This window comes from Nostoc sp. FACHB-110, assembly GCF_014697425.1.
Lineage (GTDB): Bacteria > Cyanobacteriota > Cyanobacteriia > Cyanobacteriales > Nostocaceae > Nostoc_B.
Map to the genome: position 1 here is coordinate 190552 of NZ_JACJRU010000004.1, position 24445 is coordinate 214996.

The following is a 24445-nucleotide window of genomic DNA, read 5'->3' on the forward strand; positions in this document are numbered from 1 at the left end:
TGACCCTTGACTATTGACTAATGACCAATGACAGAACCATTAATTGAACTAAAAGGCGTTTCTAAGGCTTTTGGCAGCAATAAGGTTTTAGATAATATCGATTTGACCATTTACCGAGGAGAAGCACTAGGAATTATCGGCCCTTCTGGTACTGGAAAATCAACAATTTTGAGAGTAATAGCGGGGTTAACCAACCCTGACGATGGTGAAATCTATGTACAAGGAATCAGAAGAGAAGGGTTGATAGAAGATGGTGGTGATGCTGTTGGTATTGGTATGGTATTTCAACAAGCAGCGTTATTTGATTCGTTGACAGTAGAAGAGAACGTGGGATTTTTACTGTATCAAAATTCCAAATTACCGCGATCGCAAATTCGAGAACTAGTCAAAGAAAAATTAGACATGGTTGGCTTACCTGGAATTAGCCATCTCTACCCCTCGGAGCTTTCAGGCGGGATGCGTAAACGAGTAAGTTTTGCCCGTGCAATTATGTCTAACCCAGAAAATCCCAAAGAAGGGCCAGAAGTTTTACTATATGATGAACCAACCGCCGGACTTGACCCCATTGCTTCTACTGTCATTGAAGATTTAATTCGTTCCCTCCAATGTACGCAAGGAGTCTGTAGCACCTATGCCATTGTCACCCATCAAGATAGCACCATACGCCGCACAGCTGATAGACTAGTGTTTCTCTATCAAGGTAGAGTGCAGTGGCAAGGTACAGTTGATGAATTGGATAGCACTGACCACCCATTAATTAGACAATTTATGAGTGGGAATGTGCAAGGGCCGATTCAGGTTGTTGGTTAGGTGGTGGATAAAAAATGCGAGATTTTATTACAAACCGCGTCACATCTCGACGAACACTCAGAGAAGGTTCCGTAGGATTATTAATCTTGCTGGGGCTTGGTTCTTTCGCAGTGATTTTGCTGTGGTTGAATGGAGTGAATGCTGGACGCAACTCTTATAAATTCATTGTTGAATTTGCTAATGCTGGCGGAATGCAAAGAGGTGCAACAGTTCGTTATCGTGGCGTAAAAGTTGGTAGAATTTCTGAGATTAGGCCAAGAGCTAATGCGATCGAAGTGGAAGTTGAAATTAGCCCTTCTGACTTAATAATTCCTGGCGATGTTATTGTGGAAGCTAACCAAAGTGGATTGATTAGTGAAAGTATTATTGATATCAGACCGAAAACAACATTAGTTGCCCAAGTCAAAGCTAGACCTTTAGATAAAAATTGCGACCCTAGCATCATCGTTTGTAGTGGTTCGCGGTTAAAAGGTCAAATTGGTATTAGTATTGATGACTTAATTCGCAGCACCACAGAATTATCTAACTTATACAACGACCCAAAATTTTATCAAAGAGTTAATCGACTTTTAGAAAGTTCTTCCGCCGCCGCCACCAGCGTTGCATTACTCAGCCAAGATTTGCGAGGTTTAAGTAAAAGCTTTCAAGGACAAGTAGGGACATTTGCTGCCACAGCTAATTCTGTGCAACGAGCCACTACTCAGTTGACTACAACTACGACAAAAACAGCCAATCAATTAGGAGTAACTGCCAGTCAATTTGGTGCAACAGCACAGCAATTTGGAGCCACCGCTAACACAGCAAATCGCTTATTAACTAACTTAGATGAGCTAGTTACTAATAATCGTTCATCCTTAGTTAGTGCGTTAAATAATATTACTGAAACTAGCAATCAATTACGTGTTGCCTTTAGTACTTTATCACCATCGCTCAATCGTTTAACTCAAGGCGAAGTCATTAAAAATTTAGAAACCCTATCAGCAAATGCCGCCCAAGCTTCAGCTAACTTACGCAACGCTACCCAAACCTTAAGTGACCCGAAAAACGCCTTACTATTACAACAAACTCTAGACTCCGCCCGTGTAACTTTTGAAAATACTCAAAAAATTACCTCCGATTTAGATGAATTAACAGGTGATCCCGCTTTTAGACAAAATCTCCGACAATTAGTCAATGGCTTGAGTGGTTTAGTTTCTTCCACACAACAAATGCAGCAACAAGTAGAATTTGCCGCAACTTTAGATACTCTTAAACTAGCATCTCAAAAACCAAATGTAGTATTTCCTAGCCCTCTTGCAACCGAATCAACTAACACTATTAATCCGGCAACCACTACCATCAAAAGTATCGAAAAAGAACCTCAACCTATTCCTTCACCTACTCTCAATGCTGCACAAGAAAAGCTATTGCAACAATTACGAGAACATAGCCAACAGCAAAAGCAGAATTGACACAAAACCTGTTCAACCCACATTACACCAATTACTACTGCATAGGTGAATGCGGTGTTGCATACATATGGGATGAAATCATAAAATTCTACTCTTAAAACTCTTGCTCTTTGCGTGTTAGCATTAGCGGGGCGTAGCCCGACAAAATTCATCCCATTAATCCAATAAGGTTCAATTAAGAGAATAGTAGGTTGGGTGTAGCGATAGCGTAACCCAACAAAGTATGCGTGAATGTTGGGTTCCGTTCCTCCACCCAACCTACACCAGTCTAAGTTGTTGCCTTAACTGAACTGTATTGCCCATCAATCAGCAACGCCGTGAATGCAATTTATTACCTTGTATTTGCTCACAAGTTCCTCAAAAATTATTGCTAAACTCCATCGTTGGAATCTATCAATAGCTCTGATTTTTCACAGGAACTGGAAAATGCCATTTTGAGTTGTTCTCAAGCCCTGTAAAAAGTCAGATTTAAATAAGTTGAAAATTATTTTAACTATTTGCAGAGGACTTGATTTTATGGCGAAAACTCATCATTACAAAATTACAGTCAAAACTGACAATCACTCGTTTGCTGGGACGCATACAAACGTTGAAATTACGATTTGCTGTGACGAAGAAAAACACGTTAAGCAGCAACTTCAAATCGCTCATAATTCTATCGAATATGAGCGACTCGAAACCTACCCCCCGGATAATGAAGAGCAGGATAATCTTTTTAAAGACCTTGATTCTGATTGGTTTACTGGAGTTGAACCTGTAGTTAAACCTGACCGTAAAATTGCCTTGCAAGCTCATAATGGTCAGTATGTCTGTGCTGAAAATTCTGAGGGAAGGTGGTTAGTTGCTAATGGTAGTCAGATTAATGATTGGGAGACTTTTAAACTGATTGATCTGGGCAATGGCAAGATTGCATTGCAAGCTCATAATGGTCAGTATGTTTGTGCTGAAAATGGTGGGGGAAGGTGGTTAGCTGCCAATCGCGGTAAGATTAATGATTGGGAGACTTTTAAACTGATTGATCTGGGCGATGGCAAGATTGCTTTGAAAGCTCATAATGGTCAGTATGTCTGTGCTGAAAATGGTGGGGGAAGTTGCTTAGTTGCCAATCGCAGTAAGATTGATGATTGGGAGACTTTTAAACTGAGTATGGCGGTTCTCAGTTGGGTGCAATATAGTAACAACCAGTGAACCATCCAATAATGAATGTCTTGTTTAGTAATTGTATTGAGAGCATAGCAGCTTGCGATCGCACTAAGTCAGAGAGCATTCGCTTACTGTTGCTGCATCTCCAGCATTCTGATAAATTAATGCCAAAGTTTGGATATCGCTAGCCTATTAGGAGGTTTCTTGCTTATAAGCAAGATATCCCAAACAGGCACTAATTCCTCTGCGTGAAATAAATTCAAGTTAAAATTGCGCCCCCCATCAACCGTTCATACCGATAATTCAACTCTTGCTTCATCCCATACCAACGCTCTAGCGTCACATCTATCTCTATCACCTTCTCTGCTGCTTGCCGTGCTAACAGCAGAACTTCCTCGTCTTCAACCAAACTGGCTAAAGTAAAATCTGGCACGCCCGACTGTCTGGTTCCCAACACTTCCCCAGGGCCGCGAAAACGCATATCCATCTCCGAAATGAAAAAGCCATCCTGAGACTGTTCTAATACCTTCAGCCGTTGTTGAGCATCAGGACTTCGAGAACTACTCATCAATAGACAGAAAGACTGCGCCGCACCCCGCCCAACACGCCCGCGCAATTGATGGAGTTGCGATAAGCCAAACCGCTCTGCATTTTCAATGAGCATAACTGTAGCATTAGGTACATCAACTCCCACTTCAACCACAGTTGTAGATACTAAAATCTGCGTTTGATTATCCCGGAATTTGGTAATTGCTTCGTCTTTTTCGGCTGAACTCATCCGCCCGTGCAGCAACCCGACTTGAAATTCGGGAAATACGCTTTCTTGTAACTTTTGATGCTCTTCTACAGCCGATCGCAAGTCTAATTTCTCAGATTCTTCTACCAAAGGCAACACTACATAAGTTTGCCGACCTTGAGCAACTTCCCGGCGAATGAGGTCATAAGCATGACTGCGCTGCTGGCTAGTTAATGCCGTGGTTTGAATTTTCTGCCTTCCGGGTGGTAATTCATCAATTTGGCTAACATCCAAATCGCCGTGAATTGTCAATGCTAATGTCCGAGGAATAGGAGTGGCGGTCATCGTTAATACATGGGGTTGTTCGCCTTTTTGTTGTAAGAGCGCTCGTTGCTTCACGCCAAAGCGATGTTGTTCATCTATTACCACCAACCCCAAGCGATGAAAGTTTACGGGGTCTTGAATTAAGGCGTGAGTTCCCACTAATAAAGGCAATTGCCCTGTTTCTAGCAGTGCGTGAATTTCTCGCCGTTTAGCTGTCCTGGTGGAACCTGTGAGTAATTCCACTGGTAAATGTAATAAATTAAACCAGCTAACTAACTTGCGGTAATGTTGTTCTGCCAAGACTTCTGTCGGAGCCATCAATGCTGCTTGGTAGCCAGATTGAATCGCGGCTAAAATTGCTACCACAGCCACGACTGTTTTACCGGAACCGACATCACCCTGTACCAAACGATTCATCGGCGTGGTTTTTTGCAAGTCATTCAAAATATCATTCAGAACTCTTTGCTGTGCGCCAGTTAGTTGAAAAGGTAAAATTTCGGAGAATTTTTCAATTAACTGACCTTTAGGCGCAAGAATAGCACTAGTTTGAATGGCTTTGGCTTGTTGCTGACGTTGGAGTAAACCGAGTTGCAGGTAGAAAAATTCGTCAAAAACAAGACGACGACGGGCAGCTTGTAAAGTATCGCTATCCGAGGGAAAGTGAATATTAGCGATCGCATCTTTCAATTCCATCAAATTATACTTTTCCCGCAAACCTTTGGGTAGAGGGTCTTTAATCGCCGCCGCCGCAGGTAAAGCAGCAATCACCGCTTGACGCACCATATTCGCCATCACACCCTCAGTTAGGGCATAAATCGGCACTACCCGCCCAATAGTCAACGACTCAATAGTATCTCCCGGATGGGCTAAAACTTCTAGTTCTGGGTTATCCAGTGTCAAACCGTATTTACTTTCTTTCACCAACCCACAAGCGGCTACCACACTCCCCACCGGATAGCGGCGTTTCATACTTTCTTGCCAACCACGGCTAGTAAACCGCGCCCCCGCCGAAAAGCGACCAACTTTAATTTGTCCGGTATTATCTTTGAGTATCAGTTCTAAAATCGATAATTTTTGATTTTTTGGACTAGTAAAGCAATTACAACGCTTGACACTAGCCACAATAGTCACTGTCTCACCTGCCTGCAACTCGCGGATATTTACTTGTCGCGCATAGTCAATATGGTCACGAGGATAGTAAAACAGCAAATCCCGTACAGTATACAAACCTAAAGCTGCTAATTTGTCGGCTTTACGGATACCTATTTCTGGTAAATCGCTGAGTTTTTGGTCAATTTTCGGGGCTAATCTCCGGCTGACCTCATTCACAACAGGCGTAGCCTTGGGAACTTTAGATTTATAACTTCTCCCTTGCTCCCCTGCTATCTTACTTTCCTGCTCTTCTGGATCTTCTAGTTGCTTTTGCAGTTGGTCAAGATACCGACGAGTTGTAGCAATTAAATGTTGTCTTTCTTTGACTGCCAAATTGGGATAGCTGGCAAATTTTGATGCTAATTCTTGCCAGCGACGACGCTCCAGCGCAGGCAAAGCCATCGGGAATTTCCCAAAAGTCAAGCTGAGAAATTCACTAAAGCGGTATTGTCTGCCCATCAAGTCTGTAAAGCCATTGTCTGCTTCTATTGCCAAGGCTTTATGTAAGCGTATCCAATCTGGTGTGTCATTAGTCATGGACTAATCCTCATACCAACTTGCGCGCCAAGCTGCTTCGGCTTCGGCAATGGCACGTTCCCGTTGCTTTTTTTGATACTCCCGTCCTAGTTTTTGGAGTTGTACTAAGATATTCCGAATTTGCTTGCGGCTGGAGGCTAGGTTCACATCAGCAAATTCGATTTCTCCCAGTCGCAAGTTAATTGCCATGATTTGTGTCAAGCTCGATTCTTCGTCATCTTGCTCATTTTCAATTTCAATGACCAAGTTTAAAAGATTTGGCGGCCCTGGCATAATTTCGGCGGCGGCTTCTGAGGCGGCGGCGGCGGCTTCTAAAATTGGCTCTGGTATTTTTTTAGGTAAGATGCCGGCTTGCTGTACTATGACATTCGCATCATGAGAAACTTTTTTGAGGGCTTGCTGTGTGATTTCTTCCAAGCGATTTTGCCATTTTGCCAGTTCCAGAGGATTTGATGAATCAGGGTTTTGCAGTCCTGAATCTTCTTGAGCAATGGCTTGTTTGTCTGCTTCCGCTTCTGTGCTTGGGGAAGCTGAGTGAGGTGGTTCTACATCAGCTTTAACTTCTGCTACTTCGCCATTAACCGGAACAAGTAATTGTTGAGATACCTGTTTACCTAGTTTGCGAATGGCTTGTTGTAATTTCTGGCGTTGATTCAGTGACAATTTTAAGAAGCTTTCGGGATACCCCTGAGTACACAGGTGGTAACTTGCTAGAATCAACTGCTTCCGCACAGCTTCACCTAAGAGGGTGAGATAAATAGTATAAGCACTTTGAAGTTCTGCTGCGATCGCCCGTATCGCATCTTCCAGCATTGCCAAATCCCGATCAATTCGCTCAATTGCTCTCGCCATATCTTTTTTTAATTGCCCATCATCCGATTTTAGATTTTAAATTTTGGATTGAGAATCGCTCTTTTCGTCTAGCTTGTTTAAATCAGTTGTGCAATTGGCATCTAACTGATTTTGGTACAAATGTACGCACTTATCTATTAATAATAAAATACAGGTCAGCTGCTTAGTGTAACTGACCTGTCTTCAAAAAGTCATTTGTCATTTGCCCTTAGTCATTAGCCTATGACCAATGACTACCAACCAAATTACTTAGCTCCTATTTGAGCCGCAACTTCTTCAGCAAAGTTACTTTCTTGCTTCTCAATACCTTCGCCTAGGATGTAGCGCACAAAGCGGTTGACTTGAACCTCTTCACCGACTTTCGCCTTAACTTGCTTGACCAGTTCTTCTACAGAAATACTTTGGTCGCGGATATAAGGCTGATCTAGCAAAGTCATTTCTTTGAGACGTTTCTCAATCCGTCCTTGAACAATCTTTTCTCTGATGTTCTCAGGTTTATTTGCCAAATCTTCTTTGCCCATTTCGATGTTCTTTTCTTTTTGGACAACTTCGGCTGGGATTTGGTCTACGCTGACATACTCAACGTTGGGGCAAGCGGCAACTTGCATTGCCGCATTTCGCGCCAAAGCTTGAAATTCTTCATTACCAGCAGCTGCCTCGGAAGCAGATTTGATTTCAACTAGTACACCAACACGACCACCAGTGTGGATGTAGCTGTCTACTAGTCCTGTTGTACCGTCTGCTACGGCAAAGTTGACAAAGCGGCGTACTTGGATGTTTTCACCAAGGTTAGCAATGTTTTGCTTGATGAATTCATCTACTGTAATGCTGTTATCTTCGATATAAGGTTGAGCCAGCAAAGACTCAATAGTATCAGCAGTTGCAGCTTGCTGCGCTAAGTTCTTCACCAGAGATTTAAAAGCCTCATTTCGGGCAACGAAATCAGTTTGGCAGTTAACTTCTATCAGTACGCCTACTTTGCCGCCTGGCTGAATGTAGGTTTCTACTAGACCTTCAGCTGCGATGCGATCGCTTTTTTTACCCGCAGAAGCGATGCCCTTTTTCCGTAACCAATCTATCGCTTGTTCAATGTCGCCATCAGTTTCTTTTAGCGCCTTTTTGCAGTCCATCATGCCGGCACCAGTTTTTTGGCGTAGCTCTTGGACGAGTTTTGCAGATATTTCCGCCATGTTGCCTCAATTCCTAACTTGACCTAGAGTTTTTATCGCTTACGGGCGTTGAGTATTTCTATCTTACTCAGAAGTGAGGAAAGTCTGAAGTCTAAGAAAGTATGAAGTCTGAAGTATGAAGTGTGAAGTTTTATATTTCAGACTTCATACTTCATAACTTCATGCTTTATTCGTCTTCGTCTTCGTCATCGGGAATTAATGAGTCAGAGTAATCACTTTCGTCGTAATCGTAATCTTCCTCAGCACCTTCGTAATCTTCGTATTCTTCTTCTACATCTAGTTGACCATGACGGCCTTCATAAATCGCATCCGCCAATTTGCCAACTATCAGCTTAATGGATCTAATAGCGTCATCATTTGCTGGAATGGGAATATCAACCACATCAGGGTCGCAGTTGGTATCCAACATAGACACAATGGGAATTGACAGTTTTTGGCATTCTTGCACTGCGTTGTATTCCCGGCGTTGGTCAACAATTACTACCACATCAGGAACTTTCCGCATGGTTTTAATCCCACCCAAATACTTTTGCAGCTTGGCCATTTCTCGGCGCAGCATCGAAGCTTCTTTTTTGGGTAATAAATCCAATGCGCCACTTTCTTCGCGGCGTTCTAAGTCTTTGAGGCGGTCTACTCTGGTTTTGATGGTTGCCCAGTTGGTGAGCATTCCACCCAACCAACGCTGGTTAATGTAGTGAGCGCCACAACGAGATGCTTCTTGAGCAATAATTCCGGCTGCTTGGCGTTTTGTGCCGACAAACAAGAATTTTTTCCCTTGCTCCGCTTGGGTTCTCATATAGTTGTACGCATTATCCATCAACTGGGCTGTTTGCACCAAGTCGATAATATGTACACCGTTGCGGGCAGTATAAATGTACGGGGACATTTTTGGGTTCCAGCGACGGGTCTGATGCCCAAAGTGAACCCCTGACTCCATCATTTGAGCCAATGAAACGACTGGCATATATTTTTAACTCCTATTCGGGTTAAACCTCCACCCAGGTGGATTTTCATCAGAAAACACCCGAACTCCTGGATGTGCGGAATTTAGACAACTCTACTAGGTTAACACATAGGGTTGACATCTAGTAAAACTGAAGTAGCCTTGTCGCGCTACTACGATTATTACTTTGAATAAATTAGTGTGTAATTCATTAGACTGGGAAACGCTATCAGAATATTAGTTAGCAAAGTCCTTGAGAAAAGAAAGCAGTGCTGCGCTAACTTTTTCTGGACTTTCTGTGGGAACCCAATGACCAGCATCAGGAACTATCACTTGTGCTTTCAAGTTAGGAACCATCTTGGCCATTCCATCTAGACTCATACCTGGAAACTTTAATACTAAGTCTTTTTCACCACATATAAATAGTGCTGGTTGAGATATCTTTTTCCCTTCTAATTGCGGTGTAATTTCCACATTCCGGTCGAGATTACGATACCAGTTCAGATTGCCACGAAAGCCACTGTTTTTGTATTGTTCATAATAATAGTCTGCATCTTCTTGAGTCATACCTTTTGGTAACTCTTCAGTATCAATCATTCCGTCTAGAAAGCCAGCAGTGGCGGGTTTTGGTTCTAAGAAAAGTCCGTCAGGCGCGGAACCACTGCCACTGTAATGCATCATACGTAGAGAACGGCGGATGTCTTTTTCTAATTCAGCTTCGGCAACTCCCGGCTGTTGAAAATATACCATGTACCAAAATTTGTCGCCAAAATTCTCTTGCTTGGTTAATGCACCTATAGGTACACGGAAGTAAGGTACACTCATACCAACAACAGCATTCACTCGTTCTTCATATAACAGTGCGGTATGCCAAGCTACGATCGCACCCCAATCATGACCCACAACGATAAACTTTTCGTAGCCAAGAGCATCAGCAATTCCGGCAACATCGGCTGTTAAGTTGAGGATGTCGTAAGCTTCAATCTCCTGTGGCGCATCACTACCGTCGTATCCTCTTTGATTTGGCACAGCCACTTGAAAGCCTGCTGCTACAAGGGAATCAATTTGATTCCGCCAGAGATACCAACACTGCGGCCATCCATGCAGCAAAATTACCAAAGGGCCTTGTCCCTCAACTACTATATTTAAACGAACTCCGTTCGTTTCGATAGTACGAAAGTTGCGTTGTTTAATCATAAGTAGCGATCGCTTGACGGTAGATGTTAGGCTTAATCTTCAAAAGACTATAACAACCTAATTCATAACCTTGGCTGTAATCAACAAAAGTGTAATATTACTTACTAATATGTTTTTATTTATTACAAATGTAGTTATACAATTTCACATTTCTCAAGGTACACATAAACAAATTGTGCCAATTATTTAGCCTTGAGACTAATAGTTGACACAATTATGCTGAAAATATGTGTAACTTTTAACCGAAAATCCCTGCAAAAAAGTCAAGAGTTTCCTTCAATGCTTTGATAAAAACATCAATTTCTTCACGAGTATTGTAGAAAGAAAAACTTACCCTTGCAGTTCCTGGCAAATCTAAATAGCGGTGTAATGGTTGGGTGCAATGATGTCCAGAACGGATGGCAACGCCTTCTTGATCTAATAATGTAGATAAGTCGTTCGGGTGGACTTCTGCGGCTGTGAATGCTGCTAACGCGGCTCTCCCTTCTCCATTCGCATCGGGTTTGGGGCCATAAATCCGAATTTGGGGAATTTTCGCTAATTGTTGGAATAAATAAGCGGTTAATTCGGCTTCGTAGGCATGAATTTTATCCATACCAATACTTGATAGATAGTCTATCGCAGCACCGAGGGCGATCGCTTCTCCAATAGCAGGTGTTCCGGCTTCAAATTTATGGGGTAATTCGGCATAAGTAGAATGATCTAAATATACCTCGGCAATCATTTCACCACCGCCAAAAAATGGTGGCATTGCTTCTAACAATTCCAGCTTGCCATATAAAAAGCCGATGCCAGTGGGAGCGCACATTTTATGTCCTGAAGCCACTAACCAATCACAGCCTATTTCCTGCACATCCACAGGCATATGAGGCACACTTTGACAAGCATCAACTAAGAATTTCGCGCCGTATCTGTGAGTAATATCAGCAATTTCTTTCACTGGGTTTATACAACCCAAAGTGTTAGAAACATGAACAATTGACACCAGTTTTGTTTTCTCAGAAATCAGTTGTTTAAACTGTTCTAAATCAAAGGTTTCTTCTGGTGTTAGTCCAACAAATTTGAGAACTGCACCCGTTTTTTGTGCCACAAATTGCCAAGGTACAATATTACTGTGGTGTTCCATCACCGACAGAATAATTTCATCGCCTGGATGTAAATTATTCATTCCCCAACTGTAAGCAACTAAGTTAATTGCTTCGCTGGCGTTGCGGGTGTAAACAATTTCTTGACGAGATGCAGCATTAATAAATTTGGCAATTTTATCGCGTGTTGCTTCGTAGGCATCTGTCGCTTTTGCACTCAAGGTATGAGCGCCACGATGTACATTGGCATTGTACTGCTCATAATAATTTTGCAGAGCATTTAATACCAGCAAAGGTTTTTGCGATGTCGCCGCATTATCGAGATAAACCAAGGGTTTACCGTTGACTTCCTGATGTAATATTGGGAAGTCAGCGCGGACTTTATCGGCGAGGGTTTTGGTAGCTGTAAAAGTCATTGGTTAAGAAAAAGTATGAAGTGTGAAGTATGAAGTATGAAGTATGAAGTATGAAGTGTGAAATGTATAAATTTTGTCCTTAAGTTTTTACCCTTCGGATTTTCAGCTTTCATTGTTCATGCTGCAAATTTTTTCAGACTTCAGACTTCAAAATTCAGACTTTTTTATTCATTTTTTAGGGACTTAAAGCTAGTGACTATGTTTAGCAATATGTCTCTAAGAGAAGAAACAGTAACTTTGTTGATGATTTCGGCGGCAAAGGCGTTAATTAATAAATTACGTGCTGCACTTTCATCAATTCCTCGGCTTTGTAAATAGAAGATTTCATCATCTTCTAACTGACTCACAGTTGCACCGTGAGCGCATTTGACGTTATCGGCGGTAATTTCTAATTGGGGCTTGGTATCTACTCGCGCTTTGGAGGATAGTAGTAAATTGCGATTTAATTGGGCTGCGTCAGTTAACTGGGCAGGCTTAGGTACAAATACTTTACCATTGAAAATTGCATGAGCGCGATCGCCAACAATACATTTGTGTAATTGTTCACTTTTACCATAAGGATAATTCAGAGCGATCGCACTATGAGTATCCGCCACCTGTTTCCCAGAAATCATCGCCAAACCGTTGAGCGTAGTTTCTGTTTGCTCACCAGTTTGCAAAATCTCCAAATTGTGCCGCGATAACTTTGCGCCTAAACTAAAAGCATTACAGGTATAGCGACTATAACGAGCTTGGTTTACCGCAGTCTTACCAATGTGAAACGCCTCAGTGCCTTCTAGCTCAACCCTAGTATGCTTCACCTCAGCATTCTCACCAACCCAAACCTCCGTCACCGCATTGGTAAAATAACTCTTACCCTCCGCGCCCTCTGCGCCCACCGAAGTTTGCTCAACGGGGGGAACCCCCGCACGCAACTTCTCTCTGCGGTTCGTAAACTCTTCTATTACAGTCACCTGAGAACCAGTTTCCGCCACCACCAAACAACGCGGCTGAGAAATAGTCGCCGTCTCACCAGCCACCGAAATAAACAGCAGATGAATAGGTGTGTCAACCACGACATTTTTACCCACCCATACAACTGCTGCATCCGTTAAACCAGCAGTATTGAGAGCCGTGAATACTTCCAAAGCGCCCTCAGCTTGAGCGAGGTATTTGCGGATGCGATCGCTTTCAATTGTTAAACCAGCTAAATTACCAACTACAATACCATCAGGTAAATTAACAGCAGATAACTCCGGCGCATAAACACCGTTCACAAACACCAACCGATTATCAGTCAGCAATTGTACATTTAACTTCTCTACATTATTAACTGACTGCGCCTTGCGAAACTCCACACCCCGCAAATCAGACAAATCAGTAAACCGCCATTCTTCCTCGCGGGTGGTGGGGATAGTTGAGTGACGTACCCAATTTGCAGCTTGCTGACGTAATTCCTCTAACCCATCAGCTTGAGATACAGCGACTTGATTTAACAACTGGGTTAAATAAGCATCTCTATCCAACAGAGAAGACACCAAACTGACTGCATCCGAGTTAGGAATAGCACTAGGAGAAACTTGAATAGACATTACACACCCACCTCAACAGCAGTTTCCTCCAAAATCCAGTCATAACCGCGAGACTCCAATTCCAGAGCCAGTTCCTTACCACCACTGGTGAGAATTTTGCCCCGCGCCATCACATGCACAAAATCCGGCACAATATAATTCAACAAGCGTTGATAGTGAGTAATCATAATCGTCGCATTCTCTGAATTAGTCAGTTGATTCACCCCATTAGCGACAATTTTCAGCGCATCAATATCTAAACCTGAGTCTGTCTCATCCAAAATTGCCAAAGTTGGCTCTAACAAAGCCATTTGCAGAATTTCATTGCGCTTTTTCTCACCACCAGAAAACCCTTCATTGACACTGCGGTTGAGGAAAGCTGCATTCATCTTCACAACTTCCAACTTTTCCTCAATCAAATCATCAAAATCAAATGCGTCTACCTCTTCCAAACCTTGCGCCTTCCGCCGAGAATTGTAAGCTACCCGCAAGAAATCCAAATTACTCACACCAGGAATTTCTAGCGGATATTGAAACGCCAAAAACACCCCAGCCCTAGCGCGTTCTTCCGGTTCCAATTCCAACAAATTTTGTCCTTGGAAAATCACCTCACCGCCAGTCACCGTATACGCCGGATGTCCCGACAACACCTTAGATAAAGTACTCTTACCAGAACCATTCGGCCCCATGATGGCATGAATTTCACCAGCCCGAACTTCCAAATTTACACCCTTAAGAATCGGCGTACCATCAACCTCAGCCGTCAAATCTCTCACCGACAGCACAACTGCACTATTTTCAATAATCATGTTCTCTCTCTTCTCTCTCTTCTCTTTCTTCTCTCTTCTTGGCGTACTTGGCGCACTTTGGCGGTTCGTTTAAAAGCAGTCTTTTCACTCAGCACTCAGCACTCAGCACTCAGCACTTTTAACCAACACTACCTTCCAACTTCAGACTCAACAACTTATCAGCCTCCACCGCAAACTCCATAGGTAGCTGATTAAACACATCCTTACAGAAGCCGCTAATCATCATCGAAATCGCATCTTCCGCAGAAATGCCACGTTGAGCAAAGAAAAATAGCTGATCTTCCCCAATTTTAGAAGTTGAAGCTTCATGCTCCACTTTCGCCGTATTATTTTGTACTTGAATATAAGGGAAAGTATTGGCGTGGGCATTATCCCCAATTAACATCGAGTCGCACTGAGAATAATTTCTTGCGCCTTCAGCCTTGGGATTTACCTTCACCAAACCGCGATAACTGTTACTAGACTTACCTGCGGAGATTCCTTTAGAAATAATCGTACTGCGAGTATTCTTACCGACATGAATCATCTTCGTCCCGGTGTCGGCTTGCTGCATATTGTTGGTTAACGCCACCGAGTAAAATTCACCCACAGAATTATCGCCAACTAATACACAGCTAGGATACTTCCAAGTAATTGCAGAACCAGTTTCTACCTGAGTCCAAGAAATTTTAGAATTTACGCCTTGACACAAACCGCGCTTAGTCACGAAATTGTAAATACCGCCTTTACCGTTAACATCACCGGCGTACCAGTTCTGCACAGTAGAGTATTTAATTTCCGCGTTATCCAAAGCCACAAGTTCGACAACTGCGGCGTGGAGTTGGTTGCTGTCATACATTGGCGCGGTGCAACCTTCCAAGTAGGAAACATAGCTACCTTCTTCAGCCACAATCAAAGTCCGTTCAAATTGTCCCGTATCGCCAGAGTTGATGCGGAAGTAGGTAGACAATTCCATTGGACATTTCACACCTTTGGGAATGTAGACAAAGGAACCATCGCTGAACACAGCAGCGTTTAAAGCCGCAAAATAATTGTCAGCAATGGGGACAACGCTACCCAAATATTTCTTGATTAATTCTGGATGTTCCCGCAGGGCTTCAGAAATGGAACAGAAGATAACGCCATCTTTAGCTAATTTTTCTTTGAAGGTTGTAGCTACAGAAACGCTATCAAAAATCGCATCCACAGCGACATTTGCCAGTCGCTTTTGTTCAGAAAGGGGAATACCCAGTTTCTCGAAGGTTTCCAGGAGGGTAGGATCTACTTCTTCCAAGCTGTTGAGTTTTTCTTTCTTTTGCTTGGGCGCAGAATAGTAAATGATATCCTGATAATTAATTGGTGGATATTTGACGTTCGGCCATGTTGGTTCGGTCATTTTTAGCCACTGGCGATAGGCTCTCAGACGAAATTCCAGCATGAATTCCGGCTCGTTCTTCTTCGCGGAAATCAAGCGGATAACGTCTTCATTGAGTCCACGCGGGATGGTATCGGCTTCAATTTCGGTGACGAAGCCGTACTTGTAAGGTTGGTTAACTAGGGATTTGACAGTGGCACTCATCTGTAATAATCTCTTGTGTTCCGAGGGATCTCTTGAAGGATGGAAGACGGGCTGGGTTTCGCCGATGCCGGTCTTGTTTTACCGAGTGGTTTACACGGCTGTTACAATAAGGATGAAGATTAAAACAACATCCATGTTGTTTAACGTATCTTCATTTTACGCTAGATTAACAACAATGATGTTGTTAAAGTCAAATTTTCTCAAAAAAATTTAGGACGACGATGGCGACTACCCAGCAGTCCTCAACCAAGCAAGAGATCCTCGAATATCTGCTCAAACACTCACAAGCAACTGCTTTTGAGCTTTCTGATGTTTTGAATGTGAGCAAGCAAGCAATTCGTCGCCATCTGAAGGATTTAGAGGCGGAAGAGTTGATTGTCTACGCTTCAACAACGCAGGCGGGAATGGGGCGGCCACAGCATATTTATCAGTTAAGTCGTCAGGGACGCGATCGCCTGCATCGCACAACCAGCGATCGCTTCGGTGATGGTTACGGCGAATTTGCAGTTTCGCTGTTGGATACCCTAGCCGAAACCGTCGGTCATGACAAAATGAAGACGATTTTACAAAAACAATGGGAACGTAAAGCTCAAGAGTACCGCGATCGCGTGGGTAAAGGTTCCTTAAAAGAACGGGTGGAAACTTTAGTTGAGTTACGCAAAGCCGAAGGATTCATGGCAGAGTATCACTCGGTGGAAGCAGATGATTCGCCCTTGGGCAAAATTTCTCAGTATACACCAGGCGATCGCTTTGTTTTAATAGAACATAATTGTGCAATTTCCAACGTCGCCGAGTCCTTTCCCACTGTCTGCGGTCATGAACTAGAAATGTTTGCAGCTGTACTGCCAGACTGTATAGTAGAGCGTACCCATTGGATTATTAACGGTGAACATCGTTGTGGCTATTTAGTTCAAGCTCGCAAGCCAGAACAGAATTAATTTATAAAGTTTGAAGGCTGAAGTCTGAAATATTCAGAAAAATACTGACTCAACACTAATGAAGAGGCTAAAAGATAAAACACACTTAAGCAGATAAAACCAAGAGACTGTAAGTCTAGGGCTTAAAAACAAAGCCTTCCTAGCTTATCAGCAAAGGCAAAACTGAACGCAGGCTAGTTGTATGATGATTTGGTATAAGATGATTCCAAACTTTATACTTCATACTTCATACTTCACACTTCATACTTTTCTATGGATTTACCATCTCAGCAACCATCAACACAATTTTTAACCCTGGAAGAATCAGCACAAGTTGACGCGGCTTTACTATCTTCCCCAGAAAAGTTTTTAACAAGATTGACAATTTCATCACAAAAACTCTTGAAACAAATTGCTCAAGAATACAATATGAGTGTTGAAGATTTAACAACAAAGCAAATAATTAATTGGTTTGAGAAAGACAGCAAAATTAGACGAGAGCAAGGAATTGAAGCTTCATTTTTGAAGTGGTAGTGCAGCTAAAAATAAAGGCATTGCTGATTAGTGGGATGTTTTTTGTTTCGCGCAAAGGCGCAAAGGCGCGAAGAATCAATATTTTATTTTTGTTAAACATCTCAATTCATCCCGCATTTATGCAACGCCAAAATAAAAAAGGGTATAGAAGTGTAAGAGCAAAATTTTATCTACCACTCTCACACCACTACACCCTTAACCCCTAAAGAACACTTAAAAGACTTAACTTAGCTGGCTTTTATTCTTCATAAACAATCGAGTTAAGATACCTTCTATAAATCCTCTAAAATTAAGGTAAAGCTCAGATTTTTCGCGCCAAGGTAATAGATTTAACAATAACTCTTGCATAGGCTCCAGTGGCAAAAGTCTATGGCGATTTGCCCATTTATAACCAACAGTTACAAATCGGCTATCTTCAGAAATTCCCCATTTCTGCTGGAAATAATATATAGAAGATTTATTCCAAGTATCGCTCCAACGTAACAAGAAATAAGATAAGTCATACCATTGTAACGGCACTGGAAATACATAAATTACCCTGCTATCTGGCTCAAAATAAATTGTTCCACCTGCATTCCGGACTGTTAAGCAAAAATCAGATTCTTCAGCCATCCCCATGATGTTTTCATCGAAGTAGCCTATCTGTTGAAAAATAGCCGTACGCGCTAAAACGCAGTGAAATTCTATTAGTTCTGTAGCTTCTCTTTTTAAGAGTGAACTAACTGTAGGTAAAGGATTTTTAGCAAAGCGTCTTTGTTCGTATAAATCTTTTTTACCTTCTTTTTCTTGAAATTCACAATAGCCACCAGCCATGTGAATATTTTGCTTTTCTAGTTTGCCATAGACACCATCTAAATATAGTGGCCCCACAACCCAAGCTTTAGTTTCATCAGCACACTCTACGATTTTGCGTAACCAACCGGGTGTTACTTGTACATCATTATCAATAAATACTACATATTCAGTATCTACCTCAGATAATGCCAAGTTACGTGCTTGATTAGGCGACAAATATTGTTCTGAACGAATTAGGCGAAAACCTTTTGCTTGTGATTGTTCAGCTAAATAACGTTTGATTGGCTGTGGTGAATTGCCATCTACGTAAATTAAATTAAAAGGAATATCAGTATGTTTATAAATACCTTCTAAAGAAAGTTGTGTATAACTAAAACGTTCCCGTGGAACCACTACTACTGTAACCTGAGGCTTTAACATCTATCTTAAGTAGTAAATAATTTATGTGATTCTCCGAGTATATGCCGATTTTCTAATTGAAAATGTGAATTTGTTTTGTAGTTCTACTAGTTTTTATTTAAAAAAAAGATATAGTTTATCTTGATAAAAATTTTACAAATCAAGCATTTTTTAAAGATATATAAAACCAACTAGAGACATTGCATTCTCAAGCCTCTGCTACAAAGGGTTTCTACAGAAAATTTTTTGATATCAACTTTATAAAAAAAGGTGAATACTGACATTCACAAAAAAATGATACAAATTCAGGGGTTTTCATTCTTGACCCTTACACCCTGCGCTCTGCCCCCCCTACGGTCTATTTGTATCAATCTTAAAGTGAAACGGTATGAGGACTTGACAGGCGTTGCAGAGGCTCTCTTTGAGCCAAGCAACCAACTCACCAGAAAGTTACTCATCTACAGAAGTATGTCAATCTAAACATTATTGACTTAACATTAAATTCAGAGACTGAAAGTGTAAAATGTGATGGTTGGCATTTTAATTCCCTTTGTAGATGAATAAAGCATTAGATGAAAAGCTTTCGCTCAAGATTGCTCAAAACATCAAAAGCAAGTCAAATAAACCTTTTGATAATGCTTATAAAGCAGCATTAGCAACAGAGGGAGCATTTTATGTTCAAGGATTTTTAGTTTTTGCTGGTAAGCCTTATCGACCTATCGAACACGGTTGGATTGAGTTAGATAATGTAATTATTGATCCCTCCTTTCCGCAGCTACATAAAACACCCGAAGAAATTTGGTATTTTCCTGCACAAAGTTTGAGTGTGAAAAAACTCAAAGCCATTATTGAAGAATCAAAAGAAGACTATCCCGAAGATGATCCGCTACCAATTTATGGCTCTGCACCTTATGAGTATTATGGTGATGTGATGTTAGGTGGCAAAGAATATCTAGCAGCCTATCAAGCTGCCGAAGCTAAGTGTAAGGAGCTAAAAGAACTAAATTAATAATTACGCAATAATTAACTCTTGACTGAATGAATTTTCATCTTCAGTAAGATTTACCATCGCTACCAAAATATTCGCGGTAGCTACAAATTTTATCGTCACAGACATCAAAAGAAATTGCTATACGATTTTTATAAGGTTCTCCTTGCAATAGTCCTTCATCTCGAAATTCAAAGACAACAGTTGTTTCATTACTCGTAACATGGTCAAGAGAAGTTAGGTTTAGTCCAGAATTAAAAGATTCAGAAACATATTGCAAAAATTCTTTAACTCTTGGTTTGCCAACATTTTGTCCGTGATATTTGCCCATTGGAAACCAAAAAGTGACATCATCGCTCAAGATATCGAGAAATGCTTGCCATTCTCCGGTTGCTAGACCATGTATCAAGTATTCAAATGCTTGATGTGCAACTTTTAAAGTATTTTCTGATGTTTGTGCCATTGCAGTTATTTGTAATTTACACAAGTAACTATATCAGTAATAAAATGCGAGATATGTTTTTTCACATCTCGCATTTTTATTAGCAAATGTTAAACAACTGTAAAATTGTTGTTACTTAATGTCACTCCCGGAGATAGTTGAGCAAATTGTACTTGAGTAAAGGCACTACCACTACCATCTTGGTCAAAGTATAATGCACCTGTACCCAGATTATAGATAAATCTTTGATCGCTGTTGGTTGCAGATGAGCCACTGATAAATTGGCTAGCCGATAGTTCTGGGGCTACAAATTGAATGCCAAATCCCGCAGAAGATATCTGAATGCGATCGCTAGTAGCATTAAAATCTTTTAATAAATCTAGACCTTGATTGTAACTATCAAAAACAAAGGTATCCTTACCCTTACCGCCAACGAGAACATCATCGCCGTTACCACCGTTGAGAATATTATTCCCAGACGCACCAGCAGCAGACAGATAGTCATCGCCTTCGCCACCTTCTAGGCGGTTATTGCCTGATGAATAGTCAACAATTAATTTGTCGTTGCCATTTCCACCTTGGAGCGTGTTGTTACCAGTGACAGAATAAACTCCGTAATAGGTGTAAAAATCTTGCCCAGAAGCAGACAGATAATCATTGCCATCACCACCTTCTAGGCTGTTATCACCTGATGTATAGTTGGCAATTAATTTATCGTTACCAGTGCCACCTTGGAGTGTGTTATTTCCCTCAAGATAACTAATAGAAACTTCGCCGCGATATTCAAAAACATCCCCAGAGGCAGAGAGATTATCATTGCCACTACCGCCGTCGAGGAGGTTATTACCATTGGAATAGTCAGCAATTAAATTATCATCACCTGCACCGCCAAATATCTTGTCACTACCACCACCGCCACCGTTGAGTGTATCGTTGCCATCAGTACCTACGATATTGTCATCGTAGTATGTACCTCTAATATCTAAGCGTTCGATATTTTGATAGTTGGCTAGATATGTACCAGCTTGAATTGTGCCTTGGTTAGTAGCTGCATCAAAAGTGGAAATAACTCCTTGATTACCCTGGTAGTTCAAAAAGGATAATAAGTCGTCACCTGCACCGCCATCTATGGTGTCATGACCATCAGTATCAATTCCACCATCAAAGGAATCATTACCATTGCTACCAATAATTTGGTCGTTGTAGCGTGTACCAGAGATGGACAAGTGTTCAATATTGCTGTAACTAACCTGATAGGAACCAGTTTTAATCGTGCCTTGATTCGTACTGGCATTGAAAGTTGAGGTGATACCTGCGGTAGCCTGGTAATTGTAAAAGGATAATAAGTCGTCACCTGCGCCACCATCTATTGTGTCGTAGCCATCACTGCCACCATCCAACGAATCATCACCACTACTACCGACAATAGAATCATTTTGGGCTGTGCCAGATAGCTCTAATTTTTCAATATTTTTGTAGTTGATGAGAATGTTACCAGCAGTAATTGACCCTTGGTTAGTTGCAGTATCAAAAGTAGCAGTGATTCCGCCAGTGGGATAGGCATATAGCACATTTAAGATGTCTTGCCCATCTCCACCATCTACTGTTTGAGTTTTTAAAGCAGCAGGAGAAGAGTAAAGGACAAAAGAAATAGAATCGTTGCCTTTGCCGCCATAGACGGTGTTATTGCCAAAGCCACCTGCGTTTTGACCTGAGTAGTCGTAGTAACTGGAAAGATGAATATCGTCATTGCCATTACCGCCATTTAACAAATTATCTCCAGTGGTAAAGGCGGCAATTAATTGATCATCCCCATCCCCACCAATGAGGGTGTTATTACCAGAATTGGCAAATCCATAGTAATCAGCATAGCTACCCACAAAGAGATAATCATTGCCCTCGCCGCCATCTAATAAATTATCTCCGGTTGAATAGGTAGCAGTTAATTTATCGTCACCAACACCACCAAGAAGTGTATTATTGCCAGAGATGGCATTAGTAAATCCTGAGTAGTCGTCGTGATAACCAGACGCAGAAAGGCGATCATTACCATAGCCTCCATCCAGTAAATTATCTCCTGTTGAAGAATCTGCACTTAAATTATCGTTGCCAAGACCACCAATAAGGGTATTATTGCCAGTGGAATACTCAACAGTTAAATAATCGTTACCAGCACCACCAATAATTGTGTTATCTCCATTGCCACCGACAATATAATCATCGTAGGCTGTACCGATAATCTTGATTTTTTCAATATTTTGGTATTTTACTTGATTGTTACCAGCAGTAATTACGCTTTCATTAGTGATTGAGTTAAAGGTGGAAGTAATTTTCTTATTAGCTTGGCTGTAATCTACATACAAATAATCGTAATTTTTACCTCCATCTACAGTTTGAGTTTTTAAGGAAGCAGGTGCAGTCTTGGGGGCAAAAATATAAAAAGAATCATTACCTTCTCCACCATTAAAGATGTTAGAGCCTTTAACTTTATAGGCATAAAAAGTATCGTTACCAGCACCGCCAAACAGCTTATTGTTACCAGTTGAGTAATTAATAATTAAGGTGTCATTGCCTGTACCACCTTGCAGTTCGTTGTTACCTTGCCAATCAACGAGTTTGTCATCGCCTGCGCCGCCAATGAGGGTATCATTACCCTGACCACCAAAGAGTAAATCATTTCCTGCTTTACCTTCTAGACGATCACTACCTGCTTTACCATAAATCTGATCTGCATAGTCAGTACCTATTAAAGTTTCGTTATTGTTAGTGCCTATAATCTTTGCCATGACTTTTGCCTTCCTAGAGCTTTTCTGCTGTAATTAAGTCGCAATGAATGTTGTTTTAGACGATAAGACAATAGCCAAAATTAAAGCTTTTTCGTCCGAGAGACATCTACCCACAAAGGGGAATATTCTGAGGAGGGATTAACCCTATTGATGAACTTCTGGCTACACCGAGCTATCAAATCTGTGTAACCGCTGATAGATGACCGAAGTAAATATGAGTGTTTATATTCAGAAATAAAGTACTTAGCTTCATCCTTTTTCAAGTATGCTTTGATGAGTGCAGATGTTTAAGTAGTACTGCCCTCATTGAAAAAGTAGATAAATACTAAGTTTAGGTGGCTGAAATTGCACTTCACATTAGGCTTTTATTAATGGGAGAAATTTACTGTTTTGAAACAAGCAAACAGTTAATAGAAGATAGTAATTTGTGTAACTGCGCTGTAGGCGATCGCCTTTAGCTCTCTAGCTTCAAAATAGGAAACATTTGATAACACAATAATAACTAGATACTAGCTTTTATACGTAGATGTCTATACTTAGACATACATCTTTGCTTACTCTTTACATTATGCAACAACGTATTTATATTGATTTTACTTTACCTACGGAAATTGGCACAATACAGCGATTTTGAAGTTAAACTTTTCACTTCAAAATCGCTAAAATTTTAATTACACCATATTCATAGATTTTGAAGTGAGTTAGATCACTATTGGCAATTTTTTTATCAGAAAACAGCAAATAACAAGCAACTAGTATATTCAATGATTTTCGCAAACAATTGGTAGTGAGAGGATAATTGATTGACTGAAATATTACTGAGTCAGGACTAACGCACAAAGGGTAAAGTAGAGACAAAATAAAAAGCGATCGCAGTTCCATGAAGCAATCGCTTTAGTCAATACCTGATAAAAACCCTAACCTTGGTATTGTTGACTTAAATTGTACTTTGTTTAAGTTAATTGAAATTGCAGTGTTAGACCCCTCATTTTGTATCTAGCAGATTCAACATCTGTGCTTGTGTTCCCTATTCCCTACCTTACGAGTCAGTTCACACATCAAATCGGATGGCTATTTATCATGAAGCAGGATACTGATTAAATATTTTGGCTGTACCTTGGGAATCAAAAGAAACCACGTTAAACGGATCTTTTTGATTACCCATTTCCATTCCTGGAGTTCCTACAGGCATTTGTGGCACAGATAAACCAGCTACGTTTGGTTGTTCTTGCAGCAGCCGTTTGATATCTTGTGCTGGGACGTGGCCTTCAACAACATATCCATTCACAACTGCTGTATGACAAGAAGCTAAATTATCAGGCACATGATAGTTTTGTTTAATTGCTTCAATGTCATTTGTAGAAACATCTGTCACCTGAAATCCTTGGGATTTTAAATGGTCAATCCATCCATGACAACAACTACACTCAGGACTGCGATATACAGTAGCTTTAGGCAGTGAAGTATTAACTGCCACCTCGATAGGTAAACTTTGAGCAGAACTAACAGGTGCTTTACTTCCCAAAATGCCTAAGACACCTACTGTTAGACCAACAATTATCAATACTTTAACAGCAATACGCACTAAGTTAAATTGTAATAATTCTTGCCACCGAGGCATCAACTTTAGTTGTGACATCTAACTACTTCCTATCAATTCGGCAAATAAATAATATTAAGAAACTCCACATTTTCCGAGAATTCAGACAAATTAATCTTTTATTCCATACTCTAACCTCTAGTCGGTGAATAATACTGAAGTCGTAGATTTTAGCAACGGGTGGGATTAATTTAATCCTAACGTGTCTATCTTAAGGCTCTGTTTAATCGT

20 protein-coding genes are annotated in these 24445 nt (G+C 41.1%); 7 read left to right on the plus strand and 13 right to left on the minus strand.

From position 1 onward, the window contains the following. Positions 1 to 27 precede the first annotated feature (27 nt). The 4 genes from H6G69_RS06630 (at position 28) to H6G69_RS33635 (ending at position 3592) form a co-directional block, all read left to right on the plus strand. A complete protein-coding gene (locus tag H6G69_RS06630) occupies positions 28 to 810 on the plus strand; it encodes an ABC transporter ATP-binding protein (protein WP_190683488.1) in 783 nt (260 codons plus the stop codon). Between the two features lie 14 nt (positions 811 to 824). Then, on the plus strand, positions 825 to 2261 hold the full coding sequence (locus H6G69_RS06635) for an MlaD family protein (RefSeq protein ID WP_190683490.1): 1437 nt from the start codon (positions 825 to 827) through the stop codon (positions 2259 to 2261). A 477-nt stretch (positions 2262 to 2738) separates the two neighbouring features. Further along, positions 2739 to 3449 carry a hypothetical protein gene (locus tag H6G69_RS06640; RefSeq protein ID WP_190683493.1) on the plus strand — a complete coding sequence of 237 codons (711 nt, stop codon included), beginning with the start codon at positions 2739 to 2741 and terminating at the stop codon, positions 3447 to 3449. Beyond that, a complete protein-coding gene (locus H6G69_RS33635) occupies positions 3446 to 3592 on the plus strand; it encodes a hypothetical protein (RefSeq protein WP_206757638.1) in 147 nt (48 codons plus the stop codon). The genes H6G69_RS06640 and H6G69_RS33635 overlap by 4 nt, the downstream gene beginning before the upstream one ends. Positions 3593 to 3663: 71 nt before the next feature. On the opposite strand, the gene recG is transcribed toward H6G69_RS33635, so the two are convergent. The 9 genes from recG to sufB all read right to left on the minus strand — a co-directional run bounded on the left by recG (position 3664) and on the right by sufB (position 15753). Beyond that, positions 3664 to 6153: an ATP-dependent DNA helicase RecG gene (gene recG, locus H6G69_RS06645; protein WP_190683496.1), complete on the minus strand. Its 2490-nt coding sequence runs from the start codon at positions 6151 to 6153 to the stop codon at positions 3664 to 3666. Between the two features lie 3 nt (positions 6154 to 6156). Further along, the gene (locus H6G69_RS06650) at positions 6157 to 7005 is read right to left on the minus strand and encodes a hypothetical protein (protein ID WP_190683499.1); all 849 of its coding nucleotides are present in this window, start codon (positions 7003 to 7005) and stop codon (positions 6157 to 6159) included. Positions 7006 to 7250: 245 nt separating this feature from the next. Further along, entirely contained in the window at positions 7251 to 8195 is a 945-nt protein-coding gene (gene tsf / locus H6G69_RS06655; protein ID WP_190683502.1) for a translation elongation factor Ts, read from the minus strand. Between the two features lie 166 nt (positions 8196 to 8361). After that, positions 8362 to 9159 carry a 30S ribosomal protein S2 gene (gene rpsB, locus H6G69_RS06660; protein WP_190683505.1) on the minus strand — a complete coding sequence of 266 codons (798 nt, stop codon included), beginning with the start codon at positions 9157 to 9159 and terminating at the stop codon, positions 8362 to 8364. Between the two features lie 216 nt (positions 9160 to 9375). Beyond that, complete coding sequence (locus tag H6G69_RS06665) at positions 9376 to 10335, minus strand: alpha/beta fold hydrolase (protein ID WP_199335782.1); 960 nt, start codon at positions 10333 to 10335, stop codon at positions 9376 to 9378. A 238-nt stretch (positions 10336 to 10573) separates the two neighbouring features. Further along, positions 10574 to 11836: a cysteine desulfurase gene (locus H6G69_RS06670; RefSeq protein WP_190683508.1), complete on the minus strand. Its 1263-nt coding sequence runs from the start codon at positions 11834 to 11836 to the stop codon at positions 10574 to 10576. A 164-nt stretch (positions 11837 to 12000) separates the two neighbouring features. Further along, complete coding sequence (gene sufD, locus H6G69_RS06675; protein WP_190683511.1) at positions 12001 to 13407, minus strand: Fe-S cluster assembly protein SufD; 1407 nt, start codon at positions 13405 to 13407, stop codon at positions 12001 to 12003. Then, a complete protein-coding gene (gene sufC / locus H6G69_RS06680; RefSeq protein ID WP_190683513.1) occupies positions 13407 to 14195 on the minus strand; it encodes a Fe-S cluster assembly ATPase SufC in 789 nt (262 codons plus the stop codon). The genes sufD and sufC overlap by 1 nt, the downstream gene beginning before the upstream one ends. A gap of 118 nt (positions 14196 to 14313) precedes the next feature. Then, positions 14314 to 15753 carry a Fe-S cluster assembly protein SufB gene (gene sufB, locus H6G69_RS06685; RefSeq protein WP_190683516.1) on the minus strand — a complete coding sequence of 480 codons (1440 nt, stop codon included), beginning with the start codon at positions 15751 to 15753 and terminating at the stop codon, positions 14314 to 14316. A gap of 221 nt (positions 15754 to 15974) precedes the next feature. Between sufB and sufR the strand changes: the two genes are divergently transcribed. Together sufR and H6G69_RS06695 are read left to right on the plus strand one after the other, a co-directional pair. After that, on the plus strand, positions 15975 to 16691 hold the full coding sequence (gene sufR / locus H6G69_RS06690; RefSeq protein WP_190683519.1) for an iron-sulfur cluster biosynthesis transcriptional regulator SufR: 717 nt from the start codon (positions 15975 to 15977) through the stop codon (positions 16689 to 16691). Between the two features lie 252 nt (positions 16692 to 16943). After that, positions 16944 to 17204, plus strand: a complete 261-nt coding sequence (locus H6G69_RS06695) for a hypothetical protein (protein WP_190683521.1) — start codon at positions 16944 to 16946, stop codon at positions 17202 to 17204. A gap of 222 nt (positions 17205 to 17426) precedes the next feature. On the opposite strand, the gene H6G69_RS06700 is transcribed toward H6G69_RS06695, so the two are convergent. Then, the gene (locus H6G69_RS06700) at positions 17427 to 18419 is read right to left on the minus strand and encodes a glycosyltransferase family 2 protein (RefSeq protein ID WP_190683524.1); all 993 of its coding nucleotides are present in this window, start codon (positions 18417 to 18419) and stop codon (positions 17427 to 17429) included. 535 nt (positions 18420 to 18954) lie between these two features. Between H6G69_RS06700 and H6G69_RS06705 the strand changes: the two genes are divergently transcribed. Then, positions 18955 to 19407, plus strand: coding sequence for a hypothetical protein (locus H6G69_RS06705; protein ID WP_190683527.1), 453 nt, complete (start codon positions 18955 to 18957; stop codon positions 19405 to 19407). A gap of 43 nt (positions 19408 to 19450) precedes the next feature. Here H6G69_RS06705 and H6G69_RS06710 read toward each other — a convergent pair whose 3' ends face one another. The 3 genes from H6G69_RS06710 to H6G69_RS06720 all read right to left on the minus strand — a co-directional run bounded on the left by H6G69_RS06710 (position 19451) and on the right by H6G69_RS06720 (position 24253). Beyond that, positions 19451 to 19849 (minus strand): nuclear transport factor 2 family protein, encoded by a 399-nt coding sequence (locus H6G69_RS06710; RefSeq protein ID WP_190683530.1) that lies wholly within the window; start codon positions 19847 to 19849, stop codon positions 19451 to 19453. 89 nt (positions 19850 to 19938) lie between these two features. Then, complete coding sequence (locus H6G69_RS06715; protein WP_190683532.1) at positions 19939 to 22614, minus strand: calcium-binding protein; 2676 nt, start codon at positions 22612 to 22614, stop codon at positions 19939 to 19941. Positions 22615 to 23692: 1078 nt separating this feature from the next. Continuing rightward, positions 23693 to 24253 carry a DUF411 domain-containing protein gene (locus H6G69_RS06720; protein WP_190683535.1) on the minus strand — a complete coding sequence of 187 codons (561 nt, stop codon included), beginning with the start codon at positions 24251 to 24253 and terminating at the stop codon, positions 23693 to 23695. Positions 24254 to 24445: the final 192 nt, after the last annotated feature.

Bases quoted from the DNA above. Each gene is read 5' to 3' on its own strand.
- H6G69_RS06635 (WP_190683490.1), top strand. From the start codon at position 825: ATGCGAGATTTTATTACAAACCGCGTCACATCTCGACGAACACTCAGA.
- H6G69_RS06700 (WP_190683524.1), bottom strand. From the start codon at position 18,419: ATGTTAAAGCCTCAGGTTACAGTAGTAGTGGTTCCACGGGAACGTTTT.
- H6G69_RS06715 (WP_190683532.1), bottom strand. From the start codon at position 22,614: ATGGCAAAGATTATAGGCACTAACAATAACGAAACTTTAATAGGTACT.
- H6G69_RS06710 (WP_190683530.1), bottom strand. From the start codon at position 19,849: ATGGCACAAACATCAGAAAATACTTTAAAAGTTGCACATCAAGCATTT.
- sufC (WP_190683513.1), bottom strand. From the start codon at position 14,195: ATGATTATTGAAAATAGTGCAGTTGTGCTGTCGGTGAGAGATTTGACG.
- H6G69_RS06695 (WP_190683521.1), top strand. From the start codon at position 16,944: ATGGATTTACCATCTCAGCAACCATCAACACAATTTTTAACCCTGGAA.
- sufB (WP_190683516.1), bottom strand. From the start codon at position 15,753: ATGAGTGCCACTGTCAAATCCCTAGTTAACCAACCTTACAAGTACGGC.
- tsf (WP_190683502.1), bottom strand. From the start codon at position 8,195: ATGGCGGAAATATCTGCAAAACTCGTCCAAGAGCTACGCCAAAAAACT.
- H6G69_RS06705 (WP_190683527.1), top strand. From the start codon at position 18,955: ATGAATAAAGCATTAGATGAAAAGCTTTCGCTCAAGATTGCTCAAAAC.
- H6G69_RS06720 (WP_190683535.1), bottom strand. From the start codon at position 24,253: ATGTCACAACTAAAGTTGATGCCTCGGTGGCAAGAATTATTACAATTT.
- H6G69_RS06670 (WP_190683508.1), bottom strand. From the start codon at position 11,836: ATGACTTTTACAGCTACCAAAACCCTCGCCGATAAAGTCCGCGCTGAC.
- sufR (WP_190683519.1), top strand. From the start codon at position 15,975: ATGGCGACTACCCAGCAGTCCTCAACCAAGCAAGAGATCCTCGAATAT.
- sufD (WP_190683511.1), bottom strand. From the start codon at position 13,407: ATGTCTATTCAAGTTTCTCCTAGTGCTATTCCTAACTCGGATGCAGTC.
- H6G69_RS06665 (WP_199335782.1), bottom strand. From the start codon at position 10,335: ATGATTAAACAACGCAACTTTCGTACTATCGAAACGAACGGAGTTCGT.
- recG (WP_190683496.1), bottom strand. From the start codon at position 6,153: ATGACTAATGACACACCAGATTGGATACGCTTACATAAAGCCTTGGCA.
- H6G69_RS06630 (WP_190683488.1), top strand. From the start codon at position 28: ATGACAGAACCATTAATTGAACTAAAAGGCGTTTCTAAGGCTTTTGGC.
- H6G69_RS06650 (WP_190683499.1), bottom strand. From the start codon at position 7,005: ATGGCGAGAGCAATTGAGCGAATTGATCGGGATTTGGCAATGCTGGAA.
- rpsB (WP_190683505.1), bottom strand. From the start codon at position 9,159: ATGCCAGTCGTTTCATTGGCTCAAATGATGGAGTCAGGGGTTCACTTT.